Source organism: Streptomyces sp. NPDC012825, from assembly GCF_042900925.1.
Taxonomy (GTDB): domain Bacteria; phylum Actinomycetota; class Actinomycetes; order Streptomycetales; family Streptomycetaceae; genus Streptomyces.
This window is the reverse complement of sequence record NZ_JBIBBZ010000020.1, coordinates 49,367-67,404: the sequence shown is the minus strand read 5'-3', so window position 1 is coordinate 67,404 and position 18,038 is coordinate 49,367. Positions and strand designations below refer to the sequence as shown.

Here is an 18,038-nt window from a genome sequence, read left to right as displayed (position 1 = left end):
CTCCCTCGCAAAAAGGCCCCGCACGCACCTGTTCCCGTCGCTTACCCCTCAGTACATTGACGGCATGTCTCATACGCAGCCCGCACCGGTGGCGTCGGAGCACGTCGAACTCAGAGCCCGCAAGGTCTCCTTCGACTGGGAGGAGACGCCGCTCCACTGGGTTCCGGGTGATCCGTTCACCACGCACACCATCAATGTGCTGCACCTGCTCCTCCCGGCCGGCGAGCGCTGGTTCGTGCACGTCTACAAGCAGGCGCTGCCGTACGTCACGGACGACCGGCTCCGCGAGGACGTCATCGGGTTCATCGGCCAGGAGGCCGTCCACTCCCAGGCCCACGACGACGTCCTGCCGCACCTGCGGAAACTGGGCCTCGACCCCACCCCGTACACCGCGCAGGTCGACTGGTTCTTCGAGAAGCTGCTCGGGGACCGCACCCTGCCGCCCGGCCGGCCGCGCCGCTGGTGGCTGAGGGAGCGGGTCGCGATGATCGCCGCCATCGAGCACTACACCGCCTTCCTCGGCGACTGGGTCCTCAACGCCGACGCGCTCGACCGGGCCGGCGCCGACCCGACCATGCTCGACCTGCTGCGCTGGCACGGGGCCGAGGAGGTCGAACACCGCTCGGTCGCCTTCGAGCTCTTCACGCACCTGGACGGCGGCTACCGGCGCCGCGCCCGCACCTGGGCGCTCGCCTTCGGCGCGCTGGTCTTCCTCTGGCAGCGGGGCATCCGCTTCTTCCTGGAGAACGACCCGAGCCTGGTCGACCCGAAGGCCTCCTTCGCGGACTTCGTCCGGAAGGGGCGGCAGGGCGTGCTGCCCTCCACCCCGGCCATGCTGCGCTCCATCCCGCGCTACCTCAGCCGCTCCTACCACCCCTCCCAGGAGGGCGACACCGCGCAGGCCGCGGCCTACCTCGCCTCCTCCCCCGGCGCCAACGGGGGCCGCTGATGCCCCGGTTCGCCTCCGTCGCCCTCGCCGCCGGGGCCGCCCTGCTCGTCCGCCGGGCCGTCCGCCGCCGCCTGTCCACCGCCCCGCTGTGGCCGATGCCCGCGCTGGACGAGCCCGTCTCCGGGTACGGCCGGGGCCACACCGTCCCCCGCAAGGTCCGGGTCGCCGCCCGTACCGCGCCCGCCGAGGGCGTCGTCGAGCTGCGCCTCGAAGGCGCCGGGCTGCCCGCCTGGCGGCCGGGGGCCCACATCGACCTGGTCCTGCCCTCCGGGCTCGTCCGGCAGTACTCGCTCTGCGGCGACCCCGCCGACACCGGTTCGTACACGGTGGCCACCCGGCTGATCGGGGCCGGGCAGGGCGGCCGGGGCGGTTCGCGCGAGGTCCACGAGCAGCTCCGCGAGGGCGTGGAGGTCGAGATCCGGGGCCCCCGGAACCGCTTCCCGCTCGTCGACGCGCCCGCGTACGTCTTCGTCGCCGGCGGCATCGGCATCACCCCGGTCCTGCCCATGCTGCGCGCCGCCGGGGCGGCCGGGGCCGACTGGCGGCTGCTCTACTGCGGCCGGAGCCGCGCCACCATGCCGTACCTCGCCGAGGTCGAGGCGCTCGGCGGCGACGGCCGTACGACCGTGGTCGCCGAGGACGAGTCCGGCCTGCCCGACCTGGGGTTCCTCGCGGACCTGCCGGAGGGCACCGCCGTGTACTGCTGCGGTCCCGACGGTCTCATGGACGCGGTCGGCGCGGCGCTGCCCGAGGGCCGGACCCCGCGCCTGGAGCGCTTCTCGGCGTCCGCGGCGACCGGCGGCACCGCCTTCGAGGCCGAACTGCGCCGCTCCGGCCGCACACTGGCGGTGGCGGCCGGCCAGTCGCTCCTGGACGCGGTCCGCGAGGAGCTGCCCGACGTCCCGTACTCCTGCCGGCAGGGCTTCTGCGGGACCTGCAGGCAGCCCGTCCTGGCGGGCGAGGTCGACCACCGGGACGAGCTGCTCACCGACGCCGAGCGGGACGACTCGATGCTGATCTGCGTCTCGCGCTGCGCGGGGAAGCGGCTCGTGCTCGACCTGTGACCGCTACGGGAGGACCAGCCAGTCCAGGGCGAGGGCGGTGAGCAGGCCGCCCACCAGGAGCCATGTGCCCAGTCGGGTACGGCCGTTGCGGGAGAGTTCGATCACGATCCCGCAGAGGATCATGGCGAATCCGTACACGCCGACGACCAGGACGGACGTACGGCTCGCGAGGCGGACGACGAGCACCACGGCGAGGGCGACGAGGAGGACGGAGGCGGCGGCGACGCGCAGCCGCCTGGCCTGCTTGGGGGTGAGGCCCGCGACGGGCCGCCCGTCCCCGTCGCCCTCGCCGTCCCCGTCGTCCTCGTCGGACTCGTCCTCGTCGGGCTCGTCCGGCTCGTCCTCGTCCTCGTCGAATCCTTCCTCCTCGTCGGCGAGTTCGTCGTCCGCCTCCTCCGCGAGGCCGTCGGCGAGCTCTTCGGCGGGCGCGTCGGCGGGCTTCGGGACCCCGGGTGCCTTCGGGGCCCCGGTCGCCGGGGTGTCCTGGTCGGGAGCGCTCATGGGGCAGGAGCGTAACGGACGCCGTTAGGCTGTTCGCATGACGACCGGGGTACGCCGCAGGATGGGCGTCGAGGAGCGCAAGCAGCAGCTGATCGGGGTGGCCCTCGAACTCTTCAGCCACCGCTCTCCCGACGAGGTGTCCATCGACGAGATCGCCGCGGCCGCCGGGATCTCGCGGCCGCTGGTCTACCACTACTTCCCCGGCAAGCAGAGCCTCTACGAGGCGGCCCTCCGGCGGGCCGCCGACGAGCTGGCGGCCCGCTTCGTGGAGCCGCCGCAGGGCCCGCTGGGTGCCCGGCTGCTGCGGGTGATGGGGCGTTTCTTCGACTTCGTTGACGGGCACGGCCCCGGGTTCGCGGCCCTGATGCGGGGCGGTCCGGCCGTCGGCTCCTCGACGACGAACGCGATGATCGACGAGGTGCGGCAGGCCGCCTACGAGCAGATCCTCGCGCACCTGGAGGTCGAGGAGCCCTCGGCCCGCCTGGAGTTGGTGGTCCGCTCCTGGGTGTCGCTCGCCGAGACGACGGCGCTGCTCTGGCTGGACGGGCGGCGGGTGCCGCGCGCGGAGCTGGAGTTGCAGCTCGTGCACGACTTCGCGGCCCTCGCGGCGGTGAGCGCCGCGTACGACCCGGGGACGGCGGAGATCCTGGTCGGGATCCTCGCCGACGAGCCGGCCGACGGCCCCTTCGGGGACCTGGTGGCCCGGCTCGTCTCCCTCGTACCCGCGCGGCTGCCGGGAGCGGCCCCGTCGGACGCGCTGCCCGGCGTACCCGATCAGCGTCCGCGGGAGGACGGCCCGTAGCTCCGCGCGTACGACGGGGCGTCCCCGGGGGGTGCGGGCGCTCCCCCCGGGGTTCGGTCATCCGGCCTTGAACACCGCCACCGTCCGCGCCGGGACCGTGAAGGTGCCCGAGCCCTTCTCGTGGGCGGCGGTCTTCACGACCGGGTCGGAGCCCTTCGCCTGGACGGGGTGCAGGGCGTAGTCCCTGCCCGCCAGGTCGGTGACCTTCTGGGTCTGCGTCTCCGGGGTCGCGTTGAGGACGACGACCAGGTCGCCCAGGCGCATGGTGATCACGCCGGGGGTCTCGTCGCGGCCGGAGAGCGGGAAGGTGAGGGCCGAGCGCACCCGGTCGGCGGTGGCCAGGGAGAAGACCGGTTCGGTGGTGCGGATCTTCTGGAGGTCCCGGTGGGCCGCCGAGGCGCCGTCGATCTGCGCGCAGCCGACGGTGAGGGACGGGTTCGTCAGGAGCGGCTTCGCGAAGCCCCACTTGGGCTCGTTGTCGGCGGCCGGCGGGAGGCCCCGGCCGAAGCCGTTGCCGTCGCGGCAGTCCCAGTGGATCGCGTTGAACCAGTCGCCGCTGTCGTAGGAGTTGCGGTCCAGGGACTTGGAGCGCAGCAGGTCCGAGCCGGCCTGGGAGAGCGCCGGGCCCTGCGAGAGGGTGGCCGTCGCCATGGCGAGGACCTGCATGCGGGCGCGGTCGGCCGGGGACGTGTCCGCCGGGAGCTTGAAGGCGAGCGCGTCGTACAGGGACTCGTTGTCGTGGGCGTCGGCGTAGGCGAGGGCGTCGCCGGGGGCGGCGGCGTAGCCGGCCGGGGAGCCGTTGTAGTCGACCTCGGAGCCCTTGACCGTGCGGCCGGAGGTGTCGGTGAAGGCGTAGTCGGCGAGGTTGCCGGTCAGGCCGACCTTGATGAGGTCCTGGTAGTGCAGGAGGCGGGCCTTCTGCTCGGCCGGGGTGCCGTTGGCGGGCGAGGTGTTGGGGTCGGTGAGGAGGCCGGAGGCGAAGCCCTGCACGCCGGGGTCCTCGTCGAAGGGGCCACCGCCGCGCACGGCGTCGCGGGCCCGGTCGGAGAAGGTCGCGATCCCGGTGCCGGCCATGTTCTTCTGGGTGGCCTGGACGAAGCGGGCGTCGTCGGCGACCTCGCCGAAGTTCCAGCCCTCGCCGTAGAGGACGATCGCCCTGCCGTCGACGCCGTCCTTCGCGACGGTCAGGGCGTCGAGGGCCTTGCGGACGGCGAGGATGTTCTCCTTCGGGTGGTGGCCCATGAGGTCGAAGCGGAAGCCGTCGACCTTGTACTCCCTGGCCCAGGTGACGACCGAGTCCACGACGAGCTTGCCCATCATGGCGTTCTCGGGCGCGGTGTTGGCGCAGCAGGTGGAGGTGGTGACGGCGCCGTCGGCGTCGAGGCGCTGGTAGTAGCCGGGCACGATCCGGTCGAGGACGGACTTGTCGGACTGTCCGGCGGCGACGGTGTGGTTGTAGACGACGTCCATGACGGTGCGCAGTCCGTCGCCGTTGAGGGCCTGGACCATCCGCCGGAACTCGACGGTGCGGCGGGTGCCCTCGGGGTCGGTGGCGTAGGAGCCCTCGGGGACGGTGTAGTGCAGCGGGTCGTAGCCCCAGTTGAAGCCGTCCTCGGCCGCGGCGGCGGTGACGCAGGCCTGCTGCTCCTCGGAGTCGGGGGCGTACGCCGTGAGGTCGCAGGCAGGGGTGGCCTGGTCGCCCGTCTTCTCGGGGACGGTGCCGATGTCGAAGGCCGGGAGGAGGTGGACGTAGGAGGTGCCGGAGGCGGCGAGGTCGCGCAGGTGCTTCGAGCCCTCGCTGTCCTTGTCGGTGAAGGCGAGGTAGGTGCCCCGGTGGTCGGCGCGGGCCGTGAGGTCCGCGATGGAGAAGTCGCGGATGTGGAGCTCCTGGATCTGGGCGTCCCGCAGCGGCACGGCGGCGGGCTTCCTCAGGCTCTTCCAGCCGGTGGGGGCGAGCCTCGGGTCGGTGAGGTCGACGGCGAGGCTGCGGGCGGAGTCGGTGGTGAGGGCGGTGGAGTAGGGGTCGGTGACCTTGTTGGTGACCGTCTTCTGGACGGTGGGGGCCCAGACCTTCACCGCGTAGCGGTACGGCTTGCCGGTCCAGGACTTCGGGCCGGTGGCGGACCAGACGCCGGTGGTGTCGTCGCGGCGCATGGCGACGGTCCGGCCGTCGAGTTCGAGGGCGACCGACTGGGCGGTGGGGGCCCAGACGGAGAGGGTGACCCCGTGGCGGCCGAAGACCGGGCCGAGGGCGGCTCCGGTCGCCTTCTTCGCGTACAGGTCGTCGAGGACGCCGGCGGTCTGGACGCCGGTGGCGGCGAGCAGGGCGCCGTTGGCGGCGCGCTGGGTGGCGATGAGCTGGCCGCGCAGGGAGTCGCGGATCCGGTCGGCGTCGCGCGGGTCGACGGTGAAGGCCGGGTACTCCTCGAGATGGGGGTACTCGGCCTTCTGGGCGTCGGTGAGCGCGGCCCGGTTCAGCCGGAGCCACTGGCCCTCGGTGTTCAGGGCGCCGCCGGTGACGGCGATCCCGCCGTCCTTCGCGTACACCAGCTGCTGGCTGGTGGCGTCGGTGGCCTTCACCTTCCAGACGACGGTGTTCCGGTCGATCCACTGGGCCGAGGCCTTGGCGAGGTCGAGGTCGGGGGCGCCGCCGACGGTGGGCAGGAGGTACTTGGGCTCCCCGCCGAGCAGCCAGACCTCGTGGCCGTAGGTGGCGAGGTCGAGGGACTGGTCGGTGGGCAGGTCCTTCTGGTCGCCCTTGTGGAGGATGTACGACAGGGAGGCCGCGCCCTCGGCGAGCGGCACCTCGTAGACGGCGCCGTACGCGTCGACGCGGACGGGCATGAGGGGCTTGGACCAGTCGGTGGGCTGGGCGGCGCCGGTCCAGGTGTGCAGGCCCCAGCCGTCGTAGTCGCCGTCGGCGCGCTGGTAGTGCAGGACGGCCTTGGTCCTGTCGGGGGTGACCGGGGCCGGGTCGGTGTCGGACTGACCGTCCTGACCCTGGGTGATCCAGACCTCCCCGGTGCGGCCGAGGTCGACGGTCCGCCGCGGGCCGTCGGCGGCGCCGTCCTTCTCGACGGTGTACGGGATCGTGGCGGCGCCCTCGGGGACCTTGACCCAGGCGAAGGCGCCGTGGGCGTCGCGGCCGGTGAACGCGGCCTCCTGACCGGCGGCCTTCAGCTTCCAGCCGTCGTAGTCCCCGTCCTGGCGCTTGTAGTGGACGATCGCGTGGGTGCGCTCGACGGCGACCGGCTTCTCGGGGGCCGGGGGCGCGCCCGCCGTGGTGGCGGCGGTGGCGCTCGCGGTGCGGCCGGCGCTGTCGACGGCGACGGCCTTGTAGCGCAGGGCGGTGCCGGCGGGGGCGGTCACGTGCTGGGTGACCTTGTAGGGGGCGTGGTCGGCGGTGCCGAGGGTCTGCCAGCGTCCGTTGCCGACCTGGGCGGCGAAGACGACCCGGTTGAGCTGCCCGCCGGTGACGTCGGCGGAGAGCTCGACGGTTCCGGTGGCTCCGGCGGCGGGGGCCTCGAGGGCCAGGGAGGGCTTCACGGCCGGGGCGGGGAGGGGCCGGTCGGCCTTGAGGACCAGGGAGGAGAGGGCGGGGACGGTGACGGTGACCCTGCCGTCCTTCGCCGTGACGGCGCCCTGACCCCCGTACAGGGCGCGGAAGGCCGCCGAGTCGACGGGGATGCCGACCGTCTTCTCGCCGGTGGAGCCGTTGGTGGCGACGAGGTACTCGGTGCGCGCCTTCGCGTCCGTGCGGGAGAAGGCGTAGACGGAGCCCTCGGCGTACCGCTCCCGCTGGATGCCGTCGCGCAGGGCCGGGTGCTCGCGGGTGAGCTTCGACAGGGCGGCGACCGAGCGGTAGACCGGGTGGCCGGTGTCGTACGCGTCGGTGGCGTGGGTGCGGTCGGTGCCGAGCTGGTCGTCGTCCAGGTAGTCGGCGGCCTTCGAGGCGAAGAGGGGCTGGCGGGCGTCCTTGTCGCCGCCGGCGCCGGTGAAGCCCTGCTCGTCGCCGGAGTAGATCACCGGGTTGCCCCGGGAGAGGAACATCAGCTCGTTGGCGAGCCGGGCCCGCTCGAGGAGTTCGGCGTCGGTGGCGTTCGGGTTGTCCTGCTGGAGGAAGGTGCCGATGCGGCCCATGTCGTGGTTGCCGAGGAAGGTGACCTGCTCGTAGGCATTGGCCTTGTCGGTGGTGTACCGGTAGTCCTCGGCGAAGACCTCGGCGAGGCGGTCGGCCCCGGCGCCCTGGGAGGCGAAGGCGCGGGCCGCGTCCTGGAAGGGGAAGTCGAGGGTGGCGTCGAGCCGGCCCCGGGTGACGTAGGGCGCGGTGACGGCGGTGTCGGCGGAGTAGACCTCGCCGAACATGAAGAAGTCCTCGCGGCCCCGCTTCTTCGCGTAGGCGTCGAGGGCGGTGGCCCACTGGGTCCAGAAGTCCAGGTCGACGTGTTTGACGGTGTCGATGCGGAAGCCGTCGATCTTGAAGTCGCGGACCCACTTCTCGTAGATCCGCTCCATGCCCGCGACGACCTCGGGCCGCTCGGTCCACAGGTCGTCCAGGCCGACGAAGTCGCCGTACTCGGCGGACTCGCCGGCCCAGGTGGAGTCGCCCCGGTTGTGGTACATCGTGGGGTCGTTGAGCCAGGACGGGACCTTGACGCCCTTCTCCGCGTCCGTCTCGACGACCGGCGTGTACGGGAAGGAGTCCGCGTCCACCCGGCCGATCGCGTCGCGGTCGTCGAAGGGGCGGCCGTCCTTGTCGAGGTAGGGGTACGCGCCCTTGGGGCGGTAGCCGTACGCCTTCTCGGCGTGGTCGACGGTGTCGGCGGTGTGGTTGGTGATGACGTCGAAGAAGACCTTCATGCCCTTGGCGTGGGCGGCGGCGATCAGCCGCTCCAGGTCTGCGTTGGTGCCGAAGTGGGGGTCGACCTGGGTGAAGTCGGTGATCCAGTAGCCGTGGTAGCCGGCCGAGGCGTTCTCGCCCTCGCCCTGTACGGGCCGGTTCTTGAAGATCGGCGCCATCCAGATGGCGGTGGTGCCGAGGCCCTTGATGTAGTCGAGCCGCTGGGTGAGGCCCTTGAGGTCGCCGCCCTGGTAGAAGCCCTTGTCGGCGGGGTCGAAGCCGGTCCGGGTGCGGCTGCCGGTGAGGCCGCCGCGGTCGTTGGACGGGTCGCCGTTGGCGAAGCGGTCGGGCAGGACGAAGTAGAACTGCTCGCGGGTGAGGTCCTGGCGGGCGGGTTCGGCCGCGAGCGCCCGGTCGGACGGCGGGGCCGGGGGCTTCGGAGCGGCGGTCGCGGGGACGGCGGGCACGAGGGCCGCGCACAGGGCGGCGGCCAGTGCGACCGCCGTTCTCTTGCGTATCACGGGGTTTCTCCCTGGAGGTACGGGAAGAGGGGGCCGCCCCGGGTGGGGCGGCCCCGCGGTGCGGGGTCGGTGGGTGGGGTACGGCCGGTGGGGGGTCGGCCGTGGGTCAGTTGCGGAACGTGTCGTTCAGGACGAGCTGTCCGGAGGCGGGGACGGTCGCCGTGCGGTTGGCGCCCGTCTCCCAGGTGACGTTTCCGGCGGCGTCCTTGCGGAGGTACTTGTACTCGAAGGTCGTTCCGGCGGGCAGGGAGAGCGTCAGCTTCCAGACCGGGTAGGCGGCCGGGTCGAGCTTGGGGGCCGAGACCGGGGACCAGGTGCCGAGTGCGGCGAGGTTCCCGGTGACGTGGATGTTCTGGCCGACGACGGTGGTCGCGGTGGCGTTGAAGGAGGTGCCGGTGGTGACGGGCGGCGGGGTGGTGCCGCAGCTCTTGGCGTTCGCGTGCAGGGCGAGCGCGGTGTCGGCGCCCAGGGTGGCCGTGAACCGGCCCGATCCGTCGACCGTCACGGGGTTGTTCGACTGCACGTCGCAGTAGGTGCCGGCGGGCAGGGAGGTCTGGTAGGTGCGGGTGAGCGCCGAGGACTCGTGGTTGATCGCCACGTACGCCGTGGAGCCGCGGCCGAACGCGATGGCGTTGTTGCCGTTGTCCCACCAGTCGGTGACGGCCTGGCCGCGCGCGGTGTTGCGGAAGGCCACCATGGAGGAGATCTCGCGCCAGGCGTGCTGGCACTTCCAGCCGTCGCTGTAACAGGCGTTCACCTGGCCGCCGTTGGGCGGGCCGGCGTCCTTGTCGGTCCACTCGTAGCCGGAGTGGACGTCCGGGGAGCCGTAGGGCCAGGCGAGCATGAAGACGGAGGCGAGGGTGTAGTGCGCGCCGTCCTTGTAGGACAGGGTGTCGCCGCCGCGCTCGGTGTCGTGGTTGTCGACGAAGACGCCGGCCCGGCCGGAGGGCAGGTGGCCCCAGGCCTCGCCGAAGTTCTTGAGGTACGCCAGCTTCTCGTTCCGCAGGACCCGCTTGAGGTCGCGGGCGTAGCGGAACTCCTGCACGTCGCCGCTGCCGAGGTACTCGCTCGGGGAGACGGCCTCGCCGGCGCCGAAGATGGCCTCCTGTTTCCAGTACGCGCCGGGCTTGGTGAGCCGCGACTTGATGTTCGCGAGGTCGGCGGCCGGCATGTGCTTGGCGGCGTCGATGCGGAAGCCGTCGACGCCGAGGGAGAGCAGGTCGTTGAGGTAGCCGGCTATCTTTCCGCGGACGTGGTCCTCGCCGGTGTCGAGGTCGGGGAGCTTGACCAGTTCGCAGTTCTGGACGTTGGCCCGGTCCTGGTAGTTCGTGATCTCGGCCCGGCAGTCGTCCATGTCGGCGCCGGAGTAGAGGCCCGGGTAGTCGTACTTGGAGAACGGGGTCCCGCCCGTTCCCGTGCCCGACCCGTTCGCCATGTGGTTGATGACGGAGTCCACGACGACCTTCACGCCCGCCGCGTGACAGGTGTCGATCATGTTCTTGAAGGCGGTGCGGTCCCCGAGGCGTCCGGCGATCCTGTAGCTGACCGGCTGGTACGAGGTCCACCACTGGCCGCCCTGGAGGTGCTCCTGGGGCGGGGAGACCTGGACGTAGCCGTATCCGGCGGGCCCGAGGCGGTCGGTGCACTCCTTGGCGACCGAGGAGAACTTCCACTCGAACATCACCGCGGTGACGTCCTTCTCACCGGGCGGTGCGGCCTGGACGGGAGTGTTTCCCGTGACGGCCACAGCGGCTCCCGCCACGAGGGCGAGTGCAGCGGCCACGGTCTTTCTGGCCATGTTTCCTCCTGCCGACTTCACTGTCGCAAGAAGTTGCCGAAAACTTCAGCAACTGTTTTCAGCCGTGACCGTACGAGTGGCCCGACGCCCGGTCAACCCTCCGGACGCCGCAACGCAAGTTGTTACGAAAGGACTTGCGGTCCTTCGGCGGCCGGGGGCCCGTCCGAGGCGGCCCGCGCCGGCGGCTGCGCCGTGGAACCGCGCACCACCAGCTCCGGCTGGAACACGAACTCGGTGCGCTGCACCGGGTTCCCCTCGATCTCCTCCAGGAGCGCGCCCACGGCGGCCGTGGCCATCGCCTGTACGGGCTGGCGGACGGTGGAGAGCGGCGGGCTGGTGAAGGCGATCAGGGGCGAGTCGTCGAAGCCGACGACGGAGACGTCCCGGGGCACGTCGAGGCCCCGGGCGCGGACCGCGCGGATCACGCCGAGCGCCATCAGGTCGGAGCCGCAGACGATGCCGGTGCAGCCCTCGCCGAGCAGGATGTCGGCGGCGGCGTGGCCGCCCTCGACGCCGAAGAGCGTGGGCCGGACGAACCGTTCGGCGTCCGCGCGCCCGACGCCGAGGAGCTCGTACAGCTCGGCGGCGAAGCCCTCGGCCTTGCGACGCGAGGGGACGTAGCGGGTGGGGCCGATGGCGAGGCCGATGCGTTCGTGGCCCAGCTCGACCAGGTGCCGCACGGCCATCCGCGCGGCGGCGCGGTCGTCCGGGGAGACGAAGTTGGCGTCGACGTGCTCGTTGTAGCCGTTGATGAGGACGAACGGCACGCCCCGGGCGGCGAGCCGGGCGTAGCGGGCCGGGTCGGCGGTGGCGTCCGCGTGGAGCCCGGAGAGGAAGACGATGCCGGACACCCCGCGCTCCACGAGCTGCTCGACCAGCTCGTCCTCGGTGGCGCCGCCGGGCATCTGGGTGCACAGGACCGGGGTGTAGCCGTGCCCGGCGAGGACCTGCTCGACGACCTGCGCGAACGCCGGGAAGATCGGGTTGGTCAGCTCGGGCACGACGAGCCCGACGAGGCCCGCGCTGCGCTGCTTGAGGCGTACGGGACGCTCGTAGCCGAGCACGTCGAGCGCGGCGAGCACCTTGTGCCGGGTCGCGCCGGCCACCCCCGCCTTGCCGTTGAGGACGCGGCTGACGGTGGCCTCGCTGACGCCGGACTGGGCCGCGATGTCCGCGAGCCGCGGGGCGCCCGTTCCGGCGCCCCGCGGCAGGGGGATCGTCACACCGCCCACCAGACGGTGGTGTCGGCGGGCAGCTCCACCGTGTCCGCGCCGGGGGCGACGGGCTCGTTGGAGAGGAGGAACCGGCCGGGCAGCGGGACGGAGAGGGCCCGGCCGGTGGTGTTGGCGGTGCAGACGAAGCCGTCGCGCCGGAAGGCGAGGACGCCCTCGGGGGCCTCCAGCCACTCGACGGCCTCGCCGGCGCCGAGTCCGGGCTGCGTCCGGCGCACCGCGAGCGCGCTGCGGTACAGCTCCAGGGTGGAGCCCGGGTCGCCGGTCTGCGCCTCGACGCTCAGCGCGCCCCATGTCGCGGGCTGCGGCAACCAGGAGCCGCCGGCGCCGAAGCCGTACGAGGAGCCCTCGACGGTCCACGGGATCGGGACCCGGCAGCCGTCGCGGAAGCCGTCCTGGCCGCTGGCCCGCCAGAAGGACGGGTCCTGGCGGACCTCGTCGGGCAGGTCGGTGGCGTCGGGCAGGCCGAGCTCCTCGCCCTGGTAGACGTAGGCCGAGCCGGGCAGGGCCAGCATGAGGAGGGTGGCGGCGCGGGCCCGGCGCAGGCCGAGTTCGCGGTCGCCGGCCTCGCGGAGCTGGGTGCCGAGGCCCGCCGGGTTGGCGAAGCGGGTGGCGTGCCGGGTGACGTCGTGGTTGGAGAGCACCCAGGTGGCGGGGGCGCCGACCGGGCGCATCGCGGCGAGCGAGGCGTCGATGACGGTGCGCAGCTCGGTGGCGTCCCAGTGGGTGCCCAGGTACTGGAAGTTGAAGGCCTGGTGCATCTCGTCGGGGCGCACGTAGTTCGCGGTGCGGTCGACGGTGGGGGTCCAGGCCTCGGCGACGAGGATGCGCTCCCCGTCGTACTCCGAGAGGACCTTCCGCCAGGAGCGGTAGATCTCGTGGACGCCGTCCTGGTCGAAGAAGGGCATGACGTCGTTGCCGAGCAGCTTGAGCTGGTCGTGGGCGCCGATGTCGGGCAGGCCGGCGGCCTTGACCAGGCCGTGGGCGACGTCGACGCGGAAGCCGTCGACGCCCATGTCGAGCCAGAAGCGCAGGATGGAGCGGAACTCGTCGCGGACGGCCGGGTGCTCCCAGTTGAAGTCGGGCTGCTCCGGGGCGAAGAGGTGCAGGTACCAGTCGCCGGGGGTGCCGTCCGGGTTCGCGGTGCGGGTCCAGGCCGGGCCGCCGAAGATGGACTCCCAGTCGTTGGGCGGCAGTTCGCCGTTCGCGCCCTTGCCGGGGCGGAAGTGGTAGCGCTCGCGCAGCGGGGAGCCGGGGCCCTCGCGCAGGGCCCGCTGGAACCACTCGTGCTGGTCGGAGGAGTGGTTGGGGACGAGGTCGACGATGATCCGCAGGCCCAGGGCGTGGGCCTCGCGGATCACCGCGTCGGCGTCGAGCAGGGAGCCGAACATCGGGTCGATGGCCCGGTAGTCGGCGACGTCGTAGCCGGCGTCGGCCTGCGGGGAGGCGTAGAACGGCGAGAGCCAGACGGCGTCGACGCCCAGGTCCCTGAGGTACGGCAGCCGGCTGCGGACGCCCTCCAGGTCGCCCATGCCGTCGCCGTTGCCGTCGGCGAAGCTGCGCGGGTAGACCTGGTAGATCACGGCGTCTCTCCACCAGCCCGTGTGCGTTCCGGTGGTGGGGACGTCGGCCGGGGCGGCGAGATGCTGGGTCATGTCTTCCCTGTGAGTAAGGAGGGGCGTGCGGGGGCGGTGGTCGGGCTCAGCCCTTGACGGCACCGGCGGACATGCCGGTGACCAGGTGTCGCTGGGCGAAGAGGAACACCAGCGCCGCGGGGATGGCGATGAGCACGGAGGCCGCGGACATCGGACCCCACTGGGCGCCGTACTGGTTGACGAACTTCTGGAGTCCGCCCGCGAGGGTGAGGTTCTCGTCGCCGACCATGAAGGCGGAGGCGTAGGCGACCTCGCCCCACGCGGTGATGAAGGAGTAGAACGCGGTGACGGCGATGCCGGGCTTGGCGAGCGGCAGGATCAGCCGCCAGAAGGTGCCGAAGGGGGTGAGGCCGTCGACGTAGCCGGACTCGTCGATCTCGCGCGGGATGGTGTCGAAGAAGCCCTTCATCATCCAGGCGCAGAACGGGACGGCGATGGTCAGGTACGTGATGACCAGGCCGACCGGCCGGTTGAGCAGGCCCATCGACGCCATGATGTTGTAGATCGGCACGATCAGGACGGCGACCGGGAACATCTGGGTGATGAGCAGCGTCCACATCAGGCCGCGCTTGCCGGGGAAGCGGAAGCGGCTGACGGCGTAGCCGGTGGTGGCGGAGATGAAGACGCCGACGAGCGTGGTGAGGCCGGCGACGAGCAGCGAGTTGCCGAACCAGGTGAGGAACGGGGTGTCCTTCAGGAGGTTCGTGTAGTTCTCGAGGGTCGTCTCCTTCACGAAGTCCGTGGTGGAGGCGTACTTGGCCGGCTTCAGCGAGGTCAGCAGCACCCAGAGGACCGGGAAGACGGCGATCACCGAGGTGACGATCAGGGTGAGGTGCAGCCCGGCCGAGGCGAGCGGCGAACGGCGGCCGCGGCGCGGGGCGTTCGCGACCTGGGGGGTGGGGGTCGTGGTGGTCACCAGACTTCTCCCTGCTTGCGGAGGACGCGCCGGTAGACCGCGGCGAAGGCCATCAGGAGGACCAGGATCAGCACGCCCCACGTGGAGGACTGCGCGAAGTCGCGCGGGCTGATCTCGAAGGAGAACTTGTACGCCTGGGTGACGAGGATCTGGGTGGCCTCGCCGGGCCCGCCCCGGGTGAGCAGGAAGATCACCGGGAACATGTTGAAGGTCCAGATGGTGGAGAGCAGGATCACCGTCGTGGAGACCGAGCTGAGGCCGGGCATGGTGATGTGCCGGAACCGCTGCCAGGCGTTCGCGCCGTCCATCTCGGCGGCCTCGTACAGCTCGCCGGGGATGGACTGGAGGCCGCCGAGGAGGGCGACCATCATGAAGGGGACGCCGAGCCAGACGTTGACGGCGATGACCGCGAGCTTCGCGACCGTCGGGTCGTTGAGCCAGGGCACGGCGGAGATCCCGCCGCCGGCCAGGATCTCGTTGAGCAGGCCGCGGCGCTCGTCGAAGAGGAAGCGCCAGGCGAAGACGGAGACGAAGCCGGGGACGGCCCAGGGCAGGATCAGCAGCATCCGGTAGACGGAGCGGCCGGCGATCCTGCGGTTGAGCAGGTTGGCGAGGCCGAGGCCGAGGGCGAAGGTGATCGACACGCAGGCGACCGTCCACACGACGGTCCAGACGAGGGTGTCGAGGAACTGGCTCCCGGTGAGCGCGTCGACGTAGTTGTCCACGCCGACGAACTCGTAGGTGGCGGGGATCTGGTTGACGCCGATGGACCGGGCGACGTTCCGCTCGTTCGCGTCGGTGAACGACAGGTAGATGCCCCGCACCAGCGGGTAGCCGATGATCACGCCGATCACGGCGACCACCGGGGCGACCATCGCCCAGGCGTACCAGTGGGTGGCGAAGGAGCGCTTGGGGGTGCTCCGGCGCTTGCCAGTTCCGCGGCTCCGGCCGCGGGCGACGGTGTCGCCCGCGGCCTTCGCCACCGACTGGCCGGTGGTGTCCACGGCCATCAGCCGGCCTGCCTTCCTTCTTACTTCCAGTCCTTCAGGAGCTTGCGGTAGGACTCGCCGATCGCCTTGGCGCCGGCCTCGGGGGTGGTCTGCCCGGTGAGGACCTTGGTGTACTCGACCTTGACGGGCTCGAAGAGGCTGCCGCCCTCGGGGATCCACGGGCGCTCGACGGACTTCTGCACGACCGGCTTGAAGAAGGAGATCATCTCGTTGGACGCCACGTCGGGCTTGATGTAGACGGACTCGCGGGTCGGGAGGAGGCTGAGCTGCTTCGCGACGGCGGTCTGCGTCTCGACCGAGGTCATGTACTCGGCGAAGGCGTAGGAGGCGTCCAGGTTCTTGGAGCCCGCGTAGACGGCGAGGTTGTGGCCGCCCTGCGGGGCGCCCTGGCCGCCGGAGCCGGCCGGGACCGGGGCGATGCCCAGGTTGGCCTTGTCGGCGAACTCCTTGCCGGCGTAGGTGTCGGCGACGGCCCACGGGCCGTTGATCATCATGGCGACCTTGCCGTCCTTGAAAGCGGCCTGCATGTTGTCCCAGCCGTTGGTCGCGTCGGTGATCGCGGCCTTCGAGTCGACCAGGTCCTTGACGACCTCGAGCGCCTTCACGCCGGGCTCGCCGTCGATGGTGACGGTCTTCTTCTCGGCGTCGACCAGGTCGCCGCCCTCGCCGTACAGGAAGGAGAGGAACCAGTACGGGTCGTCGCCGCGCAGGTAGAGGCCGGTCTTGCCGGTCTTCTGCTTGATCTTGGCGGAGACGGTCTTGAGCTCGTCGATGGTCTTGGGGACCTCGACGCCGGCCGCCTTGAAGATCTTCTTGTTGTAGAAGACGCCCATGGAGTCGATGACCTGCGGGACGGCGTAGGTCTTGCCGTTGTACTTGGTGGAGGCGGCGGCCTGGTCGAGGAAGTCGTCGGCGCCCTTGAGCGCGGCGGTGCCGTCCAGCGGGGCCAGGTAGCCGAGGTCCGCGAACTCGGGGGTCCAGGCGACCTCGGAGCGGATGACGTCGGGCGCGCCGGAGCCGGACTGCGCGGCGTTCTTGAACTTGTTCTGCGCCTCGCCGAAGGGCACGTTCACGTACTTGACGGTGACCTTGGGGTGCTTCTTGGTGAAGTCCTCGGCGACCTTCTTGAAGACCTTGTCCTCGGAGCCGACCGTGGAGGTGTCCCACCAGGTCACGGTGCCGGAGAGCTCGCCCGAGCCCTTCGATCCGCCGTTGTCGGTACCGCTGTCGCTCCCGCACGCCGCCAGGGTCACGCCCAGGGCGGCGACCAGCGCGGTGGCCGCTATGCCACGCCGCATGTGAACTCCTTCAACTGATCCCGGGGGGACGAGGGGCTGGAACCTTCCTCATGCGACCGCTCCCTCGCGGCGCTCCGGGTTGGCAGGAACGTAACAGGGATGAAAACGAGCCGAAAGACCTTGCGGGATTTTTCTGCAAGACCCGGCGATCGTTACATCCGCGTGTCCCTAAGGTTGCCGAGGGGTCGCTTGACAGGGGTGGGAGTGCGCCCTTCCGCACCTCGCGCGCCCCCGGCCCGCTCCCGGAGCTCCCCGCAAGGACTGCAAGACCTTGCAGAGCGACGACTCCCGGCCACCGGGGGCGGGGCGCACGGGGCGGTGGGCAATACGCCCCGTGACCGGTACAGTCCACTCCCATGACCGCGCGGCTCTCCGACATCGCAGCCCAGGCGGGGGTCAGTGAGGCCACAGTCAGCCGCGTGCTCAACGGAAAGCCCGGCGTGGCCACCGCCACCCGCGAATCCGTCCTCGCCGCGCTCGACGTGCTCGGCTACGAGCGGCCCGTGCGCCTGCGGCAGCGCAGCGCGGGGCTCGTCGGCCTCATCACCCCCGAGCTGGACAACCCGATCTTCCCCGCCCTGGCGCAGGTCATCGGGCAGGCCCTGACCCGGCAGGGGTACACCCCGGTCCTCGCCACCCAGACCCCCGGCGGGTCCACCGAGGACGAGCTGACCGACATGCTGGTGGAGCGCGGTGTCGCCGGCATCATCTTCGTCTCCGGGCTGCACGCCGACACCACGGCCGACACGTCCCGCTACGACCGGCTGCGCGGCAAGGGCGTCCCGTACGTCCTCCTCAACGGCTTCTCGCCCAAGGTGCGGGCGCCCTTCGTGTCGCCCGACGACCGGGCGGCGATGCGGCTCGCGGTGACGCACCTGGCCGCGCTCGGGCACACCCGGATCGGGCTGGCCGTCGGGCCGAAGCGGTTCGTGCCGGTGCTGCGCAAGATAGAGGGCTTCCAGAAGGGCATGGAGGAGCGGCTCGGCCTCTCCCCCGAGGAGTCCGAGGAGCTGATCCGGCACTCCCTCTACACCCTGGAGGGCGGCCAGGCGGCGGCGGGCGCGCTGATCGCCGAGGGCTGCACGGCGGTCGTCTGCGCGAGCGACATGATGGCGCTCGGCGCGATCCGGGCGGCCCGGCAGCAGGGACTCGACGTGCCGAGGGACGTCTCCGTCGTCGGCTTCGACGACTCCCCCCTCATAGCGTTCACCGATCCGCCGCTGACCACCATCCGGCAGCCGGTGCAGGCGATGGGGCAGGCCGCGGTCCGCGCGCTGCTCGAAGAGGTGGGCGGCACCCCGGCCCCGCACTCCGAGTTCGTCTTCATGCCCGAGCTGGTGGTCCGGGGTTCCACCGCCTCCGCGCCGTCCGCCGTCAGGCCTCCTTCCCAGGGCTGAGCGGGTGCGCGCGGGACCCGACCTTGGGATGATCGGTCGGGGGCGGCCATCTGGC

12 protein-coding genes are annotated in these 18,038 nt (G+C 71.8%); 4 read left to right on the top strand and 8 right to left on the bottom strand.

Going from position 1 to position 18,038, the window contains the following annotated elements:
* Nucleotides 1-64 precede the first annotated feature (64 nt).
* The gene (locus ACFY7E_RS28595) at nt 65-949 is read left to right on the top strand and encodes a metal-dependent hydrolase (RefSeq protein WP_389489832.1); all 885 of its coding nucleotides are present in this window, start codon (nt 65-67) and stop codon (nt 947-949) included.
* Nucleotides 949-2,013: a PDR/VanB family oxidoreductase gene (locus tag ACFY7E_RS28590; protein ID WP_389489830.1), complete on the top strand. Its 1,065-nt coding sequence runs from the start codon at nt 949-951 to the stop codon at nt 2,011-2,013. Before ACFY7E_RS28595 ends, ACFY7E_RS28590 begins: the two co-directional genes overlap by 1 nt.
* A gap of 3 nt (nt 2,014-2,016) precedes the next feature.
* Here ACFY7E_RS28590 and ACFY7E_RS28585 read toward each other — a convergent pair whose 3' ends face one another.
* Nucleotides 2,017-2,514 carry a hypothetical protein gene (locus ACFY7E_RS28585; RefSeq protein WP_389489828.1) on the bottom strand — a complete coding sequence of 166 codons (498 nt, stop codon included), beginning with the start codon at nt 2,512-2,514 and terminating at the stop codon, nt 2,017-2,019.
* Nucleotides 2,515-2,551: 37 nt separating this feature from the next.
* Here ACFY7E_RS28585 and ACFY7E_RS28580 point away from each other — a divergent pair, with 37 nt between their 5' ends.
* Nucleotides 2,552-3,316, top strand: a complete 765-nt coding sequence (locus ACFY7E_RS28580) for a TetR/AcrR family transcriptional regulator (RefSeq protein WP_389489826.1) — start codon at nt 2,552-2,554, stop codon at nt 3,314-3,316.
* Nucleotides 3,317-3,373: 57 nt separating this feature from the next.
* Here ACFY7E_RS28580 and pulA read toward each other — a convergent pair whose 3' ends face one another.
* The 7 genes from pulA to ACFY7E_RS28545 form a co-directional block, all read right to left on the bottom strand.
* Complete coding sequence (pulA, locus tag ACFY7E_RS28575) at nt 3,374-8,677, bottom strand: pullulanase-type alpha-1,6-glucosidase (RefSeq protein ID WP_389489824.1); 5,304 nt, start codon at nt 8,675-8,677, stop codon at nt 3,374-3,376.
* Between the two features lie 106 nt (nt 8,678-8,783).
* The gene (locus ACFY7E_RS28570; RefSeq protein ID WP_389489822.1) at nt 8,784-10,475 is read right to left on the bottom strand and encodes a carbohydrate-binding module family 20 domain-containing protein; all 1,692 of its coding nucleotides are present in this window, start codon (nt 10,473-10,475) and stop codon (nt 8,784-8,786) included.
* Nucleotides 10,476-10,597: 122 nt separating this feature from the next.
* Nucleotides 10,598-11,707, bottom strand: coding sequence for a LacI family DNA-binding transcriptional regulator (locus ACFY7E_RS28565; RefSeq protein ID WP_389489820.1), 1,110 nt, complete (start codon nt 11,705-11,707; stop codon nt 10,598-10,600).
* Nucleotides 11,695-13,362, bottom strand: coding sequence for a glycoside hydrolase family 13 protein (locus ACFY7E_RS28560; RefSeq protein WP_389489818.1), 1,668 nt, complete (start codon nt 13,360-13,362; stop codon nt 11,695-11,697). The genes ACFY7E_RS28565 and ACFY7E_RS28560 overlap by 13 nt, the downstream gene beginning before the upstream one ends.
* A 46-nt stretch (nt 13,363-13,408) precedes the next feature.
* Nucleotides 13,409-14,281 (bottom strand): sugar ABC transporter permease, encoded by an 873-nt coding sequence (locus ACFY7E_RS28555; protein ID WP_383441136.1) that lies wholly within the window; start codon nt 14,279-14,281, stop codon nt 13,409-13,411.
* On the bottom strand, nt 14,275-15,288 hold the full coding sequence (locus tag ACFY7E_RS28550; RefSeq protein WP_389489816.1) for a carbohydrate ABC transporter permease: 1,014 nt from the start codon (nt 15,286-15,288) through the stop codon (nt 14,275-14,277). Before ACFY7E_RS28550 ends, ACFY7E_RS28555 begins: the two co-directional genes overlap by 7 nt.
* 20 nt (nt 15,289-15,308) lie before the next feature.
* Nucleotides 15,309-16,586 carry an extracellular solute-binding protein gene (locus ACFY7E_RS28545; protein WP_389489814.1) on the bottom strand — a complete coding sequence of 426 codons (1,278 nt, stop codon included), beginning with the start codon at nt 16,584-16,586 and terminating at the stop codon, nt 15,309-15,311.
* Between the two features lie 356 nt (nt 16,587-16,942).
* Here ACFY7E_RS28545 and ACFY7E_RS28540 point away from each other — a divergent pair, with 356 nt between their 5' ends.
* A complete protein-coding gene (locus tag ACFY7E_RS28540; protein ID WP_389489812.1) occupies nt 16,943-17,983 on the top strand; it encodes a LacI family DNA-binding transcriptional regulator in 1,041 nt (346 codons plus the stop codon).
* Nucleotides 17,984-18,038 lie beyond the last annotated feature (55 nt).

Bases quoted from the DNA above. Each gene is read 5' to 3' on its own strand.
- ACFY7E_RS28595 (WP_389489832.1), top strand. From the start codon at position 65: ATGTCTCATACGCAGCCCGCACCGGTGGCGTCGGAGCACGTCGAACTC.
- ACFY7E_RS28590 (WP_389489830.1), top strand. From the start codon at position 949: ATGCCCCGGTTCGCCTCCGTCGCCCTCGCCGCCGGGGCCGCCCTGCTC.
- ACFY7E_RS28585 (WP_389489828.1), bottom strand. From the start codon at position 2,514: ATGAGCGCTCCCGACCAGGACACCCCGGCGACCGGGGCCCCGAAGGCA.
- ACFY7E_RS28580 (WP_389489826.1), top strand. From the start codon at position 2,552: ATGACGACCGGGGTACGCCGCAGGATGGGCGTCGAGGAGCGCAAGCAG.
- ACFY7E_RS28570 (WP_389489822.1), bottom strand. From the start codon at position 10,475: ATGGCCAGAAAGACCGTGGCCGCTGCACTCGCCCTCGTGGCGGGAGCC.
- ACFY7E_RS28560 (WP_389489818.1), bottom strand. From the start codon at position 13,362: ATGACCCAGCATCTCGCCGCCCCGGCCGACGTCCCCACCACCGGAACG.
- ACFY7E_RS28550 (WP_389489816.1), bottom strand. From the start codon at position 15,288: ATGGCCGTGGACACCACCGGCCAGTCGGTGGCGAAGGCCGCGGGCGAC.
- ACFY7E_RS28545 (WP_389489814.1), bottom strand. From the start codon at position 16,586: ATGCGGCGTGGCATAGCGGCCACCGCGCTGGTCGCCGCCCTGGGCGTG.
- ACFY7E_RS28540 (WP_389489812.1), top strand. From the start codon at position 16,943: ATGACCGCGCGGCTCTCCGACATCGCAGCCCAGGCGGGGGTCAGTGAG.